The 15,726-nt window shown below is 59.0% G+C and carries 13 protein-coding genes; 10 read left to right on the top strand and 3 right to left on the bottom strand.

Annotated features, from left to right (window positions below; translation table 11 throughout):
- The first annotated feature begins 7 nt into the window (after positions 1-7).
- From queC to M9Q49_RS20655, 4 genes are all read left to right on the top strand, one after another.
- Complete coding sequence (gene queC, locus M9Q49_RS20670) at positions 8-688, top strand: 7-cyano-7-deazaguanine synthase QueC (RefSeq protein ID WP_254510731.1); 681 nt, start codon at positions 8-10, stop codon at positions 686-688.
- A 45-nt stretch (positions 689-733) separates the two neighbouring features.
- The gene (locus tag M9Q49_RS20665) at positions 734-1,714 is read left to right on the top strand and encodes an alpha/beta hydrolase (protein WP_254510730.1); all 981 of its coding nucleotides are present in this window, start codon (positions 734-736) and stop codon (positions 1,712-1,714) included.
- Between the two features lie 24 nt (positions 1,715-1,738).
- Positions 1,739-2,620, top strand: coding sequence for a hypothetical protein (locus tag M9Q49_RS20660; RefSeq protein ID WP_254510729.1), 882 nt, complete (start codon positions 1,739-1,741; stop codon positions 2,618-2,620).
- Between the two features lie 285 nt (positions 2,621-2,905).
- Positions 2,906-3,790: a capsular polysaccharide export protein, LipB/KpsS family gene (locus tag M9Q49_RS20655; protein ID WP_254510728.1), complete on the top strand. Its 885-nt coding sequence runs from the start codon at positions 2,906-2,908 to the stop codon at positions 3,788-3,790.
- A 178-nt stretch (positions 3,791-3,968) separates the two neighbouring features.
- Here the strand turns inward: M9Q49_RS20655 and accC are convergent, their stop codons facing one another.
- The 3 genes from accC to M9Q49_RS20640 form a co-directional block, all read right to left on the bottom strand.
- Positions 3,969-5,321 (bottom strand): acetyl-CoA carboxylase biotin carboxylase subunit, encoded by a 1,353-nt coding sequence (accC, locus tag M9Q49_RS20650; RefSeq protein ID WP_254510727.1) that lies wholly within the window; start codon positions 5,319-5,321, stop codon positions 3,969-3,971.
- 79 nt (positions 5,322-5,400) lie between these two features.
- Complete coding sequence (accB, locus tag M9Q49_RS20645; protein WP_254510726.1) at positions 5,401-5,913, bottom strand: acetyl-CoA carboxylase biotin carboxyl carrier protein; 513 nt, start codon at positions 5,911-5,913, stop codon at positions 5,401-5,403.
- Between the two features lie 237 nt (positions 5,914-6,150).
- Positions 6,151-6,801: a hypothetical protein gene (locus M9Q49_RS20640; RefSeq protein ID WP_254510725.1), complete on the bottom strand. Its 651-nt coding sequence runs from the start codon at positions 6,799-6,801 to the stop codon at positions 6,151-6,153.
- A 120-nt stretch (positions 6,802-6,921) separates the two neighbouring features.
- Between M9Q49_RS20640 and M9Q49_RS20635 the strand changes: the two genes are divergently transcribed.
- The 6 genes from M9Q49_RS20635 to glgB all read left to right on the top strand — a co-directional run bounded on the left by M9Q49_RS20635 (position 6,922) and on the right by glgB (position 15,676).
- Positions 6,922-9,903 (top strand): DUF2341 domain-containing protein, encoded by a 2,982-nt coding sequence (locus M9Q49_RS20635; RefSeq protein WP_254510724.1) that lies wholly within the window; start codon positions 6,922-6,924, stop codon positions 9,901-9,903.
- Between the two features lie 11 nt (positions 9,904-9,914).
- Positions 9,915-10,613, top strand: coding sequence for a hypothetical protein (locus M9Q49_RS20630; RefSeq protein ID WP_254510723.1), 699 nt, complete (start codon positions 9,915-9,917; stop codon positions 10,611-10,613).
- 122 nt (positions 10,614-10,735) lie between these two features.
- A complete protein-coding gene (mqnE, locus tag M9Q49_RS20625; protein WP_254510722.1) occupies positions 10,736-11,881 on the top strand; it encodes an aminofutalosine synthase MqnE in 1,146 nt (381 codons plus the stop codon).
- A gap of 5 nt (positions 11,882-11,886) precedes the next feature.
- Complete coding sequence (locus M9Q49_RS20620; RefSeq protein WP_254510721.1) at positions 11,887-12,261, top strand: hypothetical protein; 375 nt, start codon at positions 11,887-11,889, stop codon at positions 12,259-12,261.
- Positions 12,262-12,579: 318 nt separating this feature from the next.
- Positions 12,580-13,290 (top strand): RNase H family protein, encoded by a 711-nt coding sequence (locus tag M9Q49_RS20615; protein WP_254510720.1) that lies wholly within the window; start codon positions 12,580-12,582, stop codon positions 13,288-13,290.
- Positions 13,291-13,432: 142 nt separating this feature from the next.
- Positions 13,433-15,676 (top strand): 1,4-alpha-glucan branching protein GlgB, encoded by a 2,244-nt coding sequence (gene glgB, locus M9Q49_RS20610; protein ID WP_254510719.1) that lies wholly within the window; start codon positions 13,433-13,435, stop codon positions 15,674-15,676.
- Positions 15,677-15,726: the final 50 nt, after the last annotated feature.

Genomic DNA, 15,726 nt, shown 5'->3' with positions numbered 1-15,726 from the left:
CAGCCCCATGCGCAGCATCGCCATTTTTTCCGGTGGGCTCGACTCCACTGTCATGCTCGAACATTTGCTGCGGGCGGGCGATGAAGTGTTCGCGCTGTCGATTGATTACGGGCAGAGACATCGGCGGGAGCTCGAATATGCGCGCGCGACGGCTGAGCGGTTGCAGATCGAATGGCGACTCGCCGATCTGCGGGCGATCACGCCACTCTTGGCAGGGTCGAGTTTGACCAGCAGCGATGTTGCCGTGCCGCATGGCCATTATGCCGAAGAGTCGATGAAGGCCACGGTCGTGCCGAATCGCAACATGATCATGCTCGCGATCGCGGCTGGTTGGGCCCTGAGCCGGAAATGCGACCGCGTTGCGTATGGCGCTCATGCCGGCGATCACGCGATTTATCCCGACTGCCGACCGGCGTTTGTCGAAGCCATGCGCCACGCGCTCGGGCTCGCCGATTGGGACACGCTCGAGCTCTACACGCCGTTTCTCACGCTCAGCAAAGCCGACATCGTGCGCGAAGGTGCTCGCCTGGGCGTCGATTTCGCTAGCACCTGGAGCTGCTACGAAGGGGGCGAGGTTCACTGCGGTCGCTGCGGCACGTGCGTAGAACGACGCGAAGCCTTTGCCCTGGCCGGCATCGCTGATCCCACGACTTATTCGTCTGTACTTCCCCTGCCGCCAGCCCCATAATTTGCGTGCCTCTCTCCTCGGATCGGGATTTAGACGGGAATTCGCATGGCTGCTGCACTCGCGCTTCTGCTGCTCACCCTCAGCGGCGATTATGTTGGCACGGAAAAAGGGACGGCCACTTTTCATCCCGCGCCGGCAACGGCTGAGCAGCAGGTCGGCGAGCGATTTCGCCTGGCCGAGCACTCGTTCAACTACGAGATGAAAAAACTCGACGTCCAGCTCTCGAACCACGAGATCTGGGACGTGACGTTCCCCTCGCCGGTCGTCACGCCGCACGAAGCCAACAACACAATCCATTGCGAGTACTACAAGCCGGTCGGAGCCGAACTCACCAAGACCAAGCGCCCTGCCGTCATCGTGCTCCACATTCTCGGCGGCGACTTCGCGCTCTCGCGGCTCTTTGCCGGAGCGATCGCTCAAACGGGCACGGCGGCTCTGTTCGTAAAGATGCCCTACTACGGTCCGCGCCGCGCGCCAGGCGCGCCGCAGCGGATGATCAGCGCTAACCCCGAGGAGACCATCGCTGGCATGACGCAGGCTATTCTCGACATTCGCCAGGCCACCGGCTTTTTGATGAGCCGGCCCGAAATCGATCCCGAGCAGCTCGGCATTTTTGGCATCAGCCTCGGAGGAATCACTGGCTCGCTGGCGGCAGCTTCGGAACCCCGACTCAAGAACATCTGCCTGCTCCTCGCCGGCGGCGACCTCGGCCAGATCGCTTGGGAGGCTCGCGAGTTTCGCCGCGAGCGCGACAAGCTCATCGCGCAGGGTGCGCAGCTCACCGACTTCCGCGCCGCCGTCAAAGAAATCGAGCCTCTCAACTACGTCGGCAATTGCAAAGGCCGGCACATCTTGATGCTCAACGCCGAGAGCGACGAGGTTATTCCCAAGGCCTGCACCGAAGCGTTATGGAACGCGCTCGACAAACCAGAAATTCATTGGTACTCCGGCGGGCACTACAGCGTCTTCCGCCACATTCTCGCCGCGCTCTCGAAGACGCAGGATTTCTTCCGCAAACAAGGCTAGACCTGACGTCACCGGGAACAATGCATGCCGTTTCCTTGGCGCGAATTCGTCTGGCTGACACTGTTAATCGGGCTGCTAATTGGCTTGGCGACCGAGCACGCCCGCTATCGCAAATTTTCCCTCGCGAAAGAACAGGCAGAACGTACGGAGCAAGCAACCCACGAGTTGGCGTATCAGCTTCAAACGAGGTTTGGCGTGCGGACTAACCTCTCTGAATTCAACACACTCTCGATTGTCAGCGACGACTGGCAGCGTCGTAACAGCAGCAGCTATTCGTTCGGTGGAGCTAGGCCAGAACGCGATCAATCCTTATTGACCGGGATGATGGACGCGGATTTTGCGCTCCTGCTACTGGTTGTCGTTGCGCCCCTCAGCGCTCTGGCCGGCATTCTGGTTCGCAAGGCTGCACCGACGACCGGCAAGGCATACTCCAAGGCTTCTCTCAGCGTCTACCGCTTCGTTACTCCCTTCTCGATCCTGATGGCCTGCGGCATGTCAATCAGCGGATACTGCGATTTGCGTCCCTTCACTGGCACGCTGGCATTTGCGGGAGCCATCTTCATGTTGACCTTCTACCTCACCCACCCAGGCGTATCTTTGACGCCAGAGTTGAGTCAGCAGATTGATGAGAAGTATGAACAAGCTACGGCTGCCGATCTACTTAGGCCCGTATTCCGTTGGCAACTGCGTGACTTCTTTTGGCTAACCTTGCTGATCGGGGTTTCGTGCGCCATTGTTTCTACCCACAAGCACGCCCGTGAATTGAGCGTGAATGTGTCACGACTCGAATGGTGGGACAACGCGCTGCGAACGCTTCGGGAGTTCTCCGAATTCAGGTTGCACTCGCTACCTCAAAGAGTCGTTCTCCCCACCGGTCCGCAAGATTTTCTGCTCGATCTGAAGTAGGTCTGCTAGTGTCTCGTGCAAGAGCACCGTCTGCCGCGGAACCTTCAAACTAGCCGCAACGGCCATTTCGTTTGTAATGTTGGTCTGTAACGATTTTGCCGATTAGTCAGGTAAGTCCCATCATTCGATGGGGTGATGACTGCTAGCAAAGCGACGAAACTTGGCGGCTTCGCTTGGACTGCAAGGTGACGAATGGCAAAAATCCTCGTTCAACTTCCGTTCTCTGCGCGCTGCTTGCCAGCACTTCAGCAGATCGCCCAGACTTGCAAAGCCCAAGGGCACCAGATGAATTACTGGTTTGGGCCGTTGAGTGGTTGGTTGCCCAATCGTTGGTGGGCTGGCAGGCCGGATCTCGCCTTTGTTTGGAACGGCATCAAGCAGCGATACCTGCCGAGCGTGCGCCTGCTGCGCGAACTGGGAGCCCACGTTGTCTACGTAGAACATGGCTGGTATCCGCAGCAAGCCACCGTCCAACTCGACGACGTCGGAGTAAACATCGGCGCGAGTTGGGCGAACAAACCGCTGGCCGCCAACGGGCAGACTCCGCTACAGGTGCGCGATAAGGGAGATCTCCTGCTGCTGCTGCAGTACGACCGCGACACGCAACTGACCGATTACTCGCCCTGGTTTCGAGACATGGCTGCGCTGGTGGATCACGTTACCAAGCACTCCGCCCTCCGCGTGCGAGTCCGGCCGCATCCGCGCCATCCACCAGCGGCAGGCCTGAAGGAACTCGTGCTGTCGCGCGGCCATCTGTGGGACGATTCGTCCACTTTGCAGCAAGCATTGAGCGCCAGCCGCGCGCTGGCTTGCATCAATTCATCGACAGCCATCGAAGCCTTGAATCAGCGACTACCCGTGCTCTGCTTCGGCGAGTCGGTCTATAGGCATCCTGGCGCCGTTTACTGTCTCGATAATCAGGCCGCACAACTGCAGGCCGTGACCACAGAACTTTCTCGTGGTCAATGCTCACTATTCGTCGAGCCGATCACTGCGGTACTGCAACGCGTCGCGGCGAATCAATTTACCGTTGAGCAACTCCACCAAAGGTTGCCCAGCATGATCGATACGTGGCTAGGCATCGCTCGGCAGCAAAATGTTGCCCCATATCAAGTGCGTTCGTTTCCCGCGCTGCCCTTTGCTGGCGGCCTGACTCGCGCAACGGTCTAGATACCGTCCGCCCGCTAGCTGGTGCAGCTCCCATCCGCGACTGTCGGGTACGACATTTTGTCGCGGTTATAAAAGGTTATAGCCAGGTGCAGTGCTTTTGGCTTAAGTGGCTGCCGAATAACAGGTTACGGCAAAATCAAATTGCAATAACCTGTTATATATTCCTGCCTAGTTCCGGCTAGGTGCCGGCGGTGAGGAAGGTCCGCTCGACGAAGCCCGTGTCGACCAAGGCGTCGGCGAAGATCTGATGGCTGAGCACCTTTTTGTGGAAGGGAGCCGTCGATTGGATCCCTTCGAAGCGAAGTTCATCGAGGGCCCGGATCATGGTGGCGATGGCTTCGGCGCGGGTCGGCTTGTAGACGATCAGCTTGCCGATCATCGAGTCGTAGTATGGCGGCACGCTGTAGCCGGGGTGAGCGTGCGAGTCGAACCGCACGCCGTTGCCGCCGGGGATGTACATCTGCTTGATCAAGCCGGGGCAGGGTTGGAAGTTGCGGTCGGGGTTTTCCGCATTGATGCGGCACTCGATCGCACAACCGGTCTGCTTGATGTCTTCCTGCTTGAACGGCAGCGGCTCGCCACTGGCGACCAAGATCTGCGTCTTGATGATGTCGACGCCGGTGACCATTTCGGTGACGGGGTGTTCGACCTGGACGCGAGCGTTGACTTCGATGAAGTAGAAGTTGTCCTGCTGATCGACAATGAACTCGACGGTGCCGGCGTTTTGATAGCCGACAGTCTTTACCAGGCGAACGGCAGCGTCGCACATTTCCTGACGACGAGCGGCGGGCAAGCGCGGGGCCGGCGATTCTTCGATCAGTTTTTGATGGCGGCGCTGAGTCGAGCATTCGCGCTCGAAGAGGTGAATCGCATTGCCGTGGTGATCGGCGATGATTTGCACTTCGACGTGGCGGGGCTTTTCGATGTAGCGTTCGAGATACACGCCAGCGTTGCCGAACGCGGCGGCGGCTTCGGTCTTGGCGGCTTGCAGCGCGGGCTTGAGGGCCGCTTCGTTGGGAGCGACGCGCATGCCCTTGCCGCCACCACCAGCCGTAGCCTTGATGAGCACGGGGTAACCGATTTCGCGGGCGACTTTGACGGCTTCTTCGTCGTCTTCGATCAAGCCAGCCGAGCCGGGCACAACGGGAACTTTGGCTTTGCGGGCTGCTTCGCGAGCGCGGTTCTTATCGCCCAGGGCATCCATGGCTTCGGGTGTGGGGCCGATGAAGCCAAAGCCGCAGCTGCGAACCACTTCGTTGAAGTGGGCGTTTTCAGCGAGAAAGCCGTAACCTGGATGGATCGCGTCGACCTCGCCCAGTTCGGCAGCGGCGATGATCTGATCGATCTTCAAGTACGACTGCACGCTCTTCGGCGGGCCGATGCAATAGGTTTGATCGGCGAGCTGCAGATACTGCGAGCCCTTGTCGGCTGTGCTGTAAACGCAGACGGTTTCGATGCCGAGCTCTTTGCAAGCCCGGATGATCCGCAGCGCGATTTCGCCGCGGTTAGCAATCAGAATTCTTTTAAACATTGCTCGATAGCCGGGTTACCGGCGGCTAAATGGCCGGAAACCCGGCGAGACATTGCTGGAGGGCCGGACGACGGGCGACTTACTTGCTGGTGTCGACCTTGAACAGCGGCTTGTCGAATTCGACGGCTTCGCCTTCTTCGACGAGCACGGCGACGATCGAGCCCCGTACCTCGGCAGGGATCTCGTTGAAGACCTTCATGGCTTCGACAATGCAGATCGTCGTGTTGGTATCGACGCGATCGCCGACCTTCACAAACGGGGCTGCCTTGGGGTTGGCCTTGGAATAGAACGTACCGACCATCGGGCTCTTGATGATCGTGATGTTCGGGCCATCTGCAGCCGGCGCACTCTTGCCACCGCTCGCGGCAGCGGCTGGCGCTGGAGCGCTGGCTGCCATCATTTGAGGAGGGGCAGCCATCATCTGCGGCGCGGCGTATTGCACGGCAGCGCCCCGTTGAATGCGGAGCCGTTGACGCGATTCGCGGAGGTCGATCTCGTTGAGATCGTGTTCCTTCATCAGCTCGACGAGCTTGCGAATCCGCTCGACATCAAAGACGTTGCCCGTAACCGATTCCGATTCCGATTCTGCCATTGGTTCTTTCCGAGGCTTTTTGACCGCCGGGCCCTTGGCCGCCGCCCGCGCGGACGTACCGGATCGCGGAGAGGGTTTGCGGGCATCGGCCATGTCTGTTTCCTGGTCGGGTTCTGATAACAGGTTGGTTGTTAATCGCAGTGCTTTCGAAAGCACCATGCTGTGAAAAACAGGTGCTTTTAAAAGCAGGCGGCCGGGAGTCACAACCCTTTGGCCGCTTTGGATTTTCGGCGGATTCTAACGGTGCCCTTTCGGGTCGTCAAGCTGCGTCGGGGCCGCAGCGGGTGGGGTCGACCCGCTCTGCTGCATCCGGCGTTCCCAATACTTCTCAAATAATTCCATCAGTAAAAAGAAGCCGCCAGCACACGTGCCGGCCAAGTAGCCGAAGAAGCCACCAATCGGCACCAGCACCGGGACCGCGCAACAGGCCCCCAGCAGGGCCGGCGGCTCTTCCACAAAGGCAATCAGCGTAAGGACAAACAGCGGCAGCCAGATGGCGCCGGCAACGATCGACGCCGGCCGAGCCATGTGCCCCCAGCGCATTTGCACCAGCACGACCGTGAACAGGAGCAGCGTCGAGAAGATGTAATTGAGCGGATGGAGATCGACCGCGCGGAACAATGCGAAAAGTAAAGCTAACAGCGTTGTAATGCCTAAAATCGCCGAAGTGCCGAACCGCGGCGGCACGTGATGGGTGGGATCGGCTGACAGAACGCGGACGAACCAGAGCCAGGTCTGCCAGGGACTGGTGGCGATTGTCCATGGCCCACCAGTGGCATCCTTGCCATCCTCGGGACGCTCCGAGAACCGATAGCCGGTCATCGGACCGGGGGCGGCGAATGGATCGTCGCCGATCGGCGGTTCGTTGGAGTGCGGATCGAGGTGCATGGCGGTTATTCTGCGCTGTTGCTCGGCCAGTTGCTATCTGCCTGCGATTGCAACTGCCAATTCGGGCGGTGATGATAGGCAGCGGTCTCTCCCCACCCTACTCACCTGCCGAGTCTCTCCATGCTGCGCGCTGCTCTGTTTGTCGGTCTGGTTGTTTGGTCGTTGCTGCCCTCCATCGGTTTCGCTCAAGCCAAGAGCGAGCCCTATCAGGACTGGAAACAGCGAGGCGAATTCTGGCTGCTGACAACTCCTGAAGGAGCCCATCTGCCAGCCGAAGCCGTTTGCGAGAACTTTCCGGTGCTCGTTCGTTTGCACCGCGACTTCTTCGATTTCAAGCAAGCCCAGCCGCAGGGCGAAGACATCCGCTTTGCTACGAGCAGCGGAGAATCAATCGCTCACCAAATTGAAGAATGGAACGCTGATCAGGGCACCGCGAGCGTTTGGGTCCGCGTGCCGAAGATCACCGGCAATGCCCGACAGATGCTGCGCATGTTCTGGGGCAATGCTGCCGCCAAGAGCGAATCGAACGGCGCTGCCGTGTTCAATTCTTCCAATGGATACGTCGCCGCCTGGCACATGAATGAACCAGCCAACGATGCAGTAGGCACGCTCACAACCACCGACACCGGCACCACGGCATCGCAGGGCATGATTGGTTCGTCCCGGCACTTTCTGCCCGGCAAGGGACTGACGGCCGGCGAGAAAATCGAATCGCTGCCGCAAGGATCCGAATCGCACAGCACCGAGGCTTGGTTCCGCGCCGAGAAGCCGAACGTGCTGATCGTCAGCTGGGGCAACGAGCACGCCAAGGGCAAGGTCGTCGTGCAGTATCGCAGCCCGCCACATGCTCACGTCGATTGCTACTTCTCGGGCGGCAATGTGAACGGCGCGATCCCTCTCTCGACTGGCGATTGGCACCACGTGGTGCACACCTATGAAAAAGGTGAAGCCAAGCTCTACGTCAATGGTCAGCTCGACGTCACGAATAAAGGCCAAGGCCCGCCACTGGAGATCAAGCGTCCGGCTCGGCTGTGGATCGGCGGTTGGTACAACAATTACCAATTCACCGGCGATATCGACGAAGTCCGCATCTCGAGCGTCGTCCGCTCGGCCGAGTGGATCAAGCTGCAATTCGAAAATCAAAAGCCACAGCAAACGCTGGTGGGGCCGCTGGTACAGACTGGCGATGCGTTTTCCGTCTCCACCGAAAAGCTCGAAATCGGCGAAGGCAAAACGGCTGACGTGTCGGTGAAGGCCGGCGGTGCGCAGAAGATTTACTGGATCCTGAAACGCGGCGAACAAGAGTCGCTCGTTGCCACCGATCGCTTTGCACATACCTTCGCCGCAGGACGCGTGACCGGAGATAGCAAAGCGCAGTTGATTGTCCGTGCGGTTTATCCCAGCGAGGTAAAGAGCAAGACGATCGACATTTCCATTCGCGAAGCAATTGCAGAGCCGCAGTTCACGCTCGATGTGCCGGCGACATGGAATGGCCGTAAGCCGCTCGAAATTGCTCCGAAGATTTCGAACGCCGACGCCGTGAAGCAAGCCGGCGTGCCATTGGAATTCCAATGGTCGGCCGACGATGTTGCGGTCATCAAGCAAGCCAGCGACAAACTGCAGCTGAAGCGAGCTCAAGGCGATGGCTTGCTGCGAATCAAGCTGGCCGTGAGCAACGGCGGCGAGCCGGTGGTGAAGACGACCGAGATTCGCGTCACCCAGCCGCAGGAAAAAGACAAATGGCTGCCGCAGCCAATTGCCGAACGTGAACAGCCCGAGGATGGACAATTCATTGCTCGCGAGGGCGCGAGCGCGGAAGGAACGATCGTTTACGCCGGCACGCTGCTGGAGCCAGCCGAAGTTGCATTCCTACGAATCTATGCCGACGACAAATTGGTCGACACGCTCAATGCTCGCGTCACTCCTGAGAAGCAATATGGACTCACGGCCAAGATCAAAGCGGGCCTGGTGAAATACCGCACCGAGTTCGGCGTGAAGCAGAAGGGCGAAGAGAAGGTCCTGCACACGGCGACGAACATCGTCTGCGGCGATGCCTTCATCATCACGGGCCAATCGAATGCGGTAGCCAATGACTTCGGCAAAGAAAACCCGCTGGTACCAAACGAATGGGTTCGCACTTTCGGTGCTACCGACGGCGGACCGGGCTCGCGATTGAAAAAATGGGCACCCGCCGAAGCTCGCGCGCCGGGCGGCAAAGCCGAGATCGGTTTCTGGGGCATGGAACTCGGCCGGCGATTGGTCGAGAGCCGGAAGATGCCGATCTGCATCATCAACGGCGCCGTCGGCGGCACACGGATCGATCAGCACATTCGGAACGACGAGGATCCGACCGACATCAAAACGATCTACGGCCGTCTGCTATGGCGGGTGCAAGAAGCTCGGCTGACGCACGGCGTGCGGGGCATTATCTGGCATCAGGGCGAAAGCGATCAGGGATCGGACGGCCCGACCGGCACTTACGGCTTTGAAACGTATCAGCAGTTCTTTGTCGACCTGGCCGGCAGCTGGAAGAGCGATTTTCCGAACGTCGAGCATTACTTCACGTTCCAAATCTGGCCGAAGTCATGCTCGATGGGAATTAACGGTTCCGACAACCGCCTGCGCGAAGTGCAACGCAACATGCCGGGGCTGTTTTCCAACCTCAGCATCATGTCGACCTGCGGCGTGAAGCCGCCGGGCGGCTGCCACTTTCCCGCTGCCGGTTATGCGGAGTTCGCCCGGCTCATCCAGCCGCAAGTCGAAACGCATCTCTACGGCAAACCGTTTAAACAGCCGATCAATCCACCGAATCTACAAAAGGCTTATTTCACCTCGGACAAGAAGGATGAACTGGCCCTCGAGTTCGATCAGCCGGTCGTTTGGCAAGATTCGCTCGTCAACCAGTTCCATCTGATCAGCGAACCGAAGCAGGTCGAGTCCGGCGCGGCTGTTGGCAACAAGCTGACGCTGAAGTTGAAAGCTCCGAGCAAGGCGACGCAAGTCACTTATCTCGACAGCGCGGCCTGGAACCCGGACAACCTGCTGATCGGCGCAAACGGCATTGCGGCGCTGACGTTTTGCGAAGCGGCGATTGAGCGATGAAGTACCCGATCTTGTTCTTGCTGTTGGCAGCCATCTTGGGTGTCGCAATCCCTTTTGGCGCGAACGGGCTCGTTCAAGTTCCCTTGGCAATTCTGGCCCTTACCTTTGCAGGTGTGGGGTTAACCTATGCGTGTGATCAGCCTCGCTGGTTTGGCAAGCTGGACGATGGGACGTTTGAGAAATTGGCCTGGAACCGCTGGGTTTGCTATTTCCTGCTGATCAGACTGAGCCTGGGGATTGCCCGGCTACTCAATCGCAAGCAGCCAGCGATTGCTGAGTTTGCACCGGGGCTGTGGTTTGGTCGGCGTCTCACCAAGCGCGAAGCGTCGCAACTGCCTGTTGAATTTGCTGGTGTACTCGATCTGGCGGCGGAGTTTTCGCGGGTGTGGGTACCAACCGCAGACTACAAATCGTTGCCCCTACTCGACGGCCTGCCGGTCAGCGCAGCAAACTTGCGGATTGCCTTGAAATGGCTCGCGGAACGCCGGCGGTGCGGGAACCTGTTTGTCCACTGCGCACTCGGTCACGGCAGAACCGGTTCCATCGTGCTCGCCTGGCTGCTCGTAAAGAAGCAAGTGCCCGATGCAGAAGAGGGCATCAAGAAGTTGCAAGAACTGAGACCCGGCTTCGGAATTTCAACAGAACAAGTTGCCAGCGTTGAAGCGTTCGTGCGGGACGAGTTTGCGACGCAGAACAAAGTTCATCTCTGACATGCAGAACCGTCGCGGCATCGACAAGCCGTTATCTCACCCCTAAACTCGACGGTTAGACAGTTGTGAGGTGGCCGCGCGGATGCGGCACCGATTTTCGAAGTTTCGCCCAAGTTGCTGATATGTCTGGATTTACGCCCGCTGCTTTTGAAGCCATCAAGGACAAGGTTTATGCCGGCGAGCGGCTGTCGCTCGACGACGGCTTGGTGCTATACGATCAGGCCACGCCGCTGCACGAAGTTGGTGCCCTGGCGAATCTCGTACGCGAGCGGAAGAACGGCAACGCGGCGTATTACAACATCAATACGCACCTGAACGCCACGAACGTCTGCGTTTATCGCTGCACGTTTTGTGCGTTTCGTTCCGACCTGCGCGAAGCCAAGGGTTACGCGATGAGCGATGAGCAAATCATCGCCCGCGGCCAGGAAGCAGTCGATAACGGCTGCACCGAACTGCACATCGTCGGCGGTCTACACCATCAAAAGAAGTACGACTGGTATTTGAACGTCGTGCAGCAACTGCACGATGCGTTTCCTGATCTGCACTTGAAGGCTTGGACGGGCGTCGAGATTAACTGGTTTGAGTTTCTGACGAAGCGCTCGGTCCGTTCCATTCTCGAAGAGCAGCGAGCTGCCGGAATGGGCTCGATGCCCGGCGGCGGCGCGGAGATTTTCCACCCGGAAGTCCGCGGCAAGATTTGCGAACACAAAGCCGATTGTCGCAACTGGATCGACATTCACCGGACCGCTCATCAGCTGGGGATCAAAACCAACTGCACGATGCTGTATGGACACATCGAAAACGCCTTCCATCGCATCGATCACCTGATCCGCCTGCGGGAACTGCAGGACGAAACCGGCGGTTTCCAAACGTTCATTCCGCTGGCCTTCCATCCAGAAAACACCGGCTTGTCGCACATCAAAAAGCCGTCGGCGCTGATGGATCTTCGGACGATCGCGGTCAGCCGGCTGATGCTCGACAACATCGCGCACATCAAGGCTTATTGGATCATGCTCGGCATCGGCACGGCACAATCGGCGCTGGCTTACGGCGCTGATGATATCGATGGCACGGTTCGTCACGAATTGATCTACCACGATGCGGGGGCCACGACTCCCGAGTTGCTGACGACGGAACAAATCCGCCGCCTGATCATCGAAGCAGGCCGCGAACCGATTGAGCGCGATACGCTGTATCGGCGCATCGAACGAGATGCGGCGAACCCGGCGAAGTGGAGCGTTGGGGATCAGATTCTCGCCGCGGTGTAACCACCATGCCTGAGCCGGATCCTGAGTATGCTAGCCGTGTCGAGTTCATGACCGCAGAAATGGCTGAAAGTTCGGCCGTGGTGGGGCTGCATTTCGTCTACGTGCGAATTCACGAAGATATCAAGCCGCTAGAACGGGCGGCCAAGTACGAAGTGCCGCTGCAGGAAATGCTGCAAAATCATGGTTTGGGCGAAGTGGTTGGTGGCGGTTCGTCGCTCGGTGATGGCGACGCAATCGACTACTGCGGTGTGGATATTGAGTTAACCGATCGCAAGCAAGGGATCGAGTTGCTGAAGTCTGCTTTGCAAAACCTGGGCGCTCCGCAAAAGACTTTCATCGAGGAGTTTTTGCCGGAGTATTTCGAGCATCCGGTCTGGTGATTTGACCACCGAGACACGGAGAGTAACTTCTCCGTGTCCCCTGTGCCTCTGTGGTTCATTCTCTTAACCCGCACGATCGTGCGCGGAATTTCAAAAGGTGACAGAGAACCAAACTCTGTCGGCTGGATAATTTGAAGCAGTGACGTAGACCGGGCCGATGGATGTTGTAACGAGCTATTGTTTCTACACCGGCTAAGCCCGGCAGACGCAGAGTTCGAGCGGAGGCGCGGGATAGCCTCTGGTTCCAGGCAGGATGCACGCACTTGGCGACCTGTCGGCCCAGGACTTTAAATCCGGCTCTCACCGGCTCCACCTCCCATGAGCGTCTCCGCACCTCACTTCATGCTCTTCGCCCACGTCACCGGCAACACGCTGGTCGGGGCTCCTTCCCGCGGCCAGGCCAATGCCGATGCCGAAACGACCGCTGCCGAATACGGTGGCCGGTGGCGATTTGTGCTGCAATCGCCAGAAGGCGAGACGGTGCTCGACGCCGAAGACGAAGAAGAAGGCAATTCCCGCGAACGACTCGAGCTGCTCGCGATTGTCCGCGGCCTCGAAGCCCTCGATCAACCGTCGCAAGTCACGCTCCACACGCAGTCGCAGGCCATTAGCCGCGGCATTCGCGAAGGGCTCAACCAATGGCGTGAGAACGACTACCAATGGGAGCGCTTCGGCAGCCTGACGCCCATTAAGAACAGCGACCTGTGGCGCCGCGTCGATCAGGCCCTGCAAATTCACCAGGTGAATTGCAAGCTGACCATCGGCACAGGAAGCGATGACCTGAACCTGCCTGAGTCGATCACGGGCGATGCGGTCGACTTCTCAGCAACGGCATCAGCCGTTACGATGCCCAAACCCCGCCGTGTGCGTGGCAAGCAGTTGCGATTTGATGCGGGCGAACCAGCATCAACCGCAACAGCCAAAGCATCACCTCGGCGAACTCGTGCCCGTCAGCCCGCTGCAGCTACTTCGCTGTGGCAACGAGCTGTGGGTGGAGTTCGCAGCCTCTTCAGCAACGGTGATCGCTAACCGCGATCAGACAGCCTCTCCCACCGAAAAAAACTTCCTGCCTGCAGGGAGTTGACCCTACCGGTCTGCCTGCCACTGACTTTCCCCTGCGATTTTTCCCACCACCGAACATCCCACTTAGTAACGAACAGCGGAGCTGAGCGTGCGCACCAGTGTTTCTCTTTCAAATATGTCGTCTTTGCTCGATGCCAATTTGCACGACCCTACGAGCGTCCTCGGACCAGCCGTAGTGCAACATGACGGCCGCCAGGTACTTGCAGTGCGGGCGTTTTCCCCCGAAGCTCAGCAAGGCTGGGTTCTGGACGAGTCGCATGGCGTGTCTCGGCCAATGCGGAAAATCCACCCGGCCGGGTTGTTCGAGGCATTCTGCCCGTTGCCGTCGCAGCAATCGGAGCCACAATATCAGCTACGATTTGCCAATCAGGGGGGCGAGATGACCACGCAACATGATCCGTATTCCTTCGAACCGATGCTCACGCCGTTTGACTTGCACCTGTTCGGGCAAGGCCGGCTGCTGAAAGCCTATGACAAGCTCGGCGCGCAACTGCGCGAAGTGAAGGGGGTGAAGGGCGTTAACTTTGCTGTTTGGGCTCCGAACGCGCAGAGCATTTCGCTGGTCGGCGATTTCAATCAATGGGATGCCCGCCGCAACTTGATGCGTCGCCGCGAGAGCAGCGGCGTGTGGGAAATCTTCATCCCTGGCATGCAAGCGGGTGAGAAGTACAAGTACCGCGTCAAATCCAAGTGGGGCGAATCGGTCGACAAATCCGATCCGTTCGGCTTCGCTGCCGAGTTGCCGCCGCGCACGGCTTCGATCGTGACCGACCTCACGCAGCATCAGTGGCAAGACAGCGAGTGGATGGCTCGCCGCACGGCGACCAATCAACTGGATAAGCCGATCAGCGTTTATGAGTGCCACCTCGGCAGCTGGCGGCGGGACCCTTCGCGCCATCATGGTTGGATGTCGTACCGCGAGCTGGCTCATCAGCTCGTCGCCTACGTCAAAGAGATGGGCTACACGCACATCGAATTGCTGCCGATCAGCGAACATCCTTACTCGGGGAGCTGGGGCTATCAAACGGTTGGTTACTTCGCGGCGACGAGCCGCCACGGAACGCCCGAAGACTTCATGTACTTCGTCGATTACTGCCATCAAAACGATATTGGCGTGATCGTCGACTGGGTCCCGGCCCACTTCCCCAAAGATGGCCACGGCCTGCGCCGCTTCGACGGCACGGCGATGTTCGAGCACGAAGATCCCCGCATGGGCGAACATCCCGACTGGGGGACGATGATCTTCAACTATGGCCGGCACGAAGTGCGGAACTTCCTACTCAGCAACGCGCTGTTCTGGCTGGACAAGTACCACATCGACGGTCTGCGCGTCGATGCCGTGGCCTCGATGCTTTATCTCGACTACAGCCGCAAAGAAGGCGAGTGGATTCCGAACGTCCACGGCGGCCGCGAAAACCTGGAAGCCATTTCGCTGCTCCGCGAGTTCAACTACGAAGCCCACGGCAATTTCCCTGGCGTGCTGACGATCGCCGAAGAATCGACCGCGTGGGGCGGCGTCTCTCGGCCGGTCGAGACGGGCGGCCTGGGTTTCAGCATCAAGTGGAACATGGGTTGGATGAACGATACGCTTCGCTTCATGAAGCACGATCCGATTCACCGCCAATACCATCACGACGAGCTGACTTTCAGCCTCATCTATGCCTTCACCGAAAACTTCTGCCTGCCGTTGTCGCACGATGAAGTGGTGCACGGCAAGAAGTCGCTGCTCGCCCAGATGCCGGGCGACCTGTGGCAACGCTTCGCCAACCTGCGTCTCTTGTATTCGTACATGTGGACGCACCCGGGCAAGAAGCTGCTCTACATGGGCAGCGACATTGCTCAGTGGAACGAATGGAACCACGATGCCGAACTGCAGTGGGACCTGCTGCAATGGGAATCGCACGCCGGCATGCAGAAGATGGTCGCTGACCTGAACAAGCTGCTCCGCGCCGAGCCCGCGCTGTACGAACGCGACTTCGATGGCGACGGCTTCGAATGGGTCGAGTGCAACGCCCGCAACGACAGCGTGCTGGCCTATCTGCGGAAGGCCAAAGATCCGAACGATTTCGTACTGGTCGTGCAGAACTTCACGCCTGCCTATCGCGAAAACTACCCAATCGGTGTGCCCCGCGGCGGCTGGTACCAGGAAGTCTTCAACAGCGACTCGCAGTACTACGGCGGTTCGAACAAAGGCAACTTCCCCGGCGTCCAAGCCGAGGAACCCGGCTGGCACTTCCGCAGCCATAAGCTGAATCTCACGCTGCCACCACTCGGCACCGTAGTGCTCAAGCCGGAAAAGATGGCTGCGATTGAACAGCCGAAGAGCAAATAGCCTTTGCCCTGGCGTCATACTCCCTCGCCCCGGTAATACGGGGAGAGGGT

This window comes from Anatilimnocola floriformis, assembly GCF_024256385.1.
Lineage (GTDB): Bacteria > Planctomycetota > Planctomycetia > Pirellulales > Pirellulaceae > Anatilimnocola > Anatilimnocola floriformis.
The sequence above is the reverse complement of the archived record's forward strand: the minus strand, read 5'-3'. Positions and strand labels throughout refer to the sequence as shown.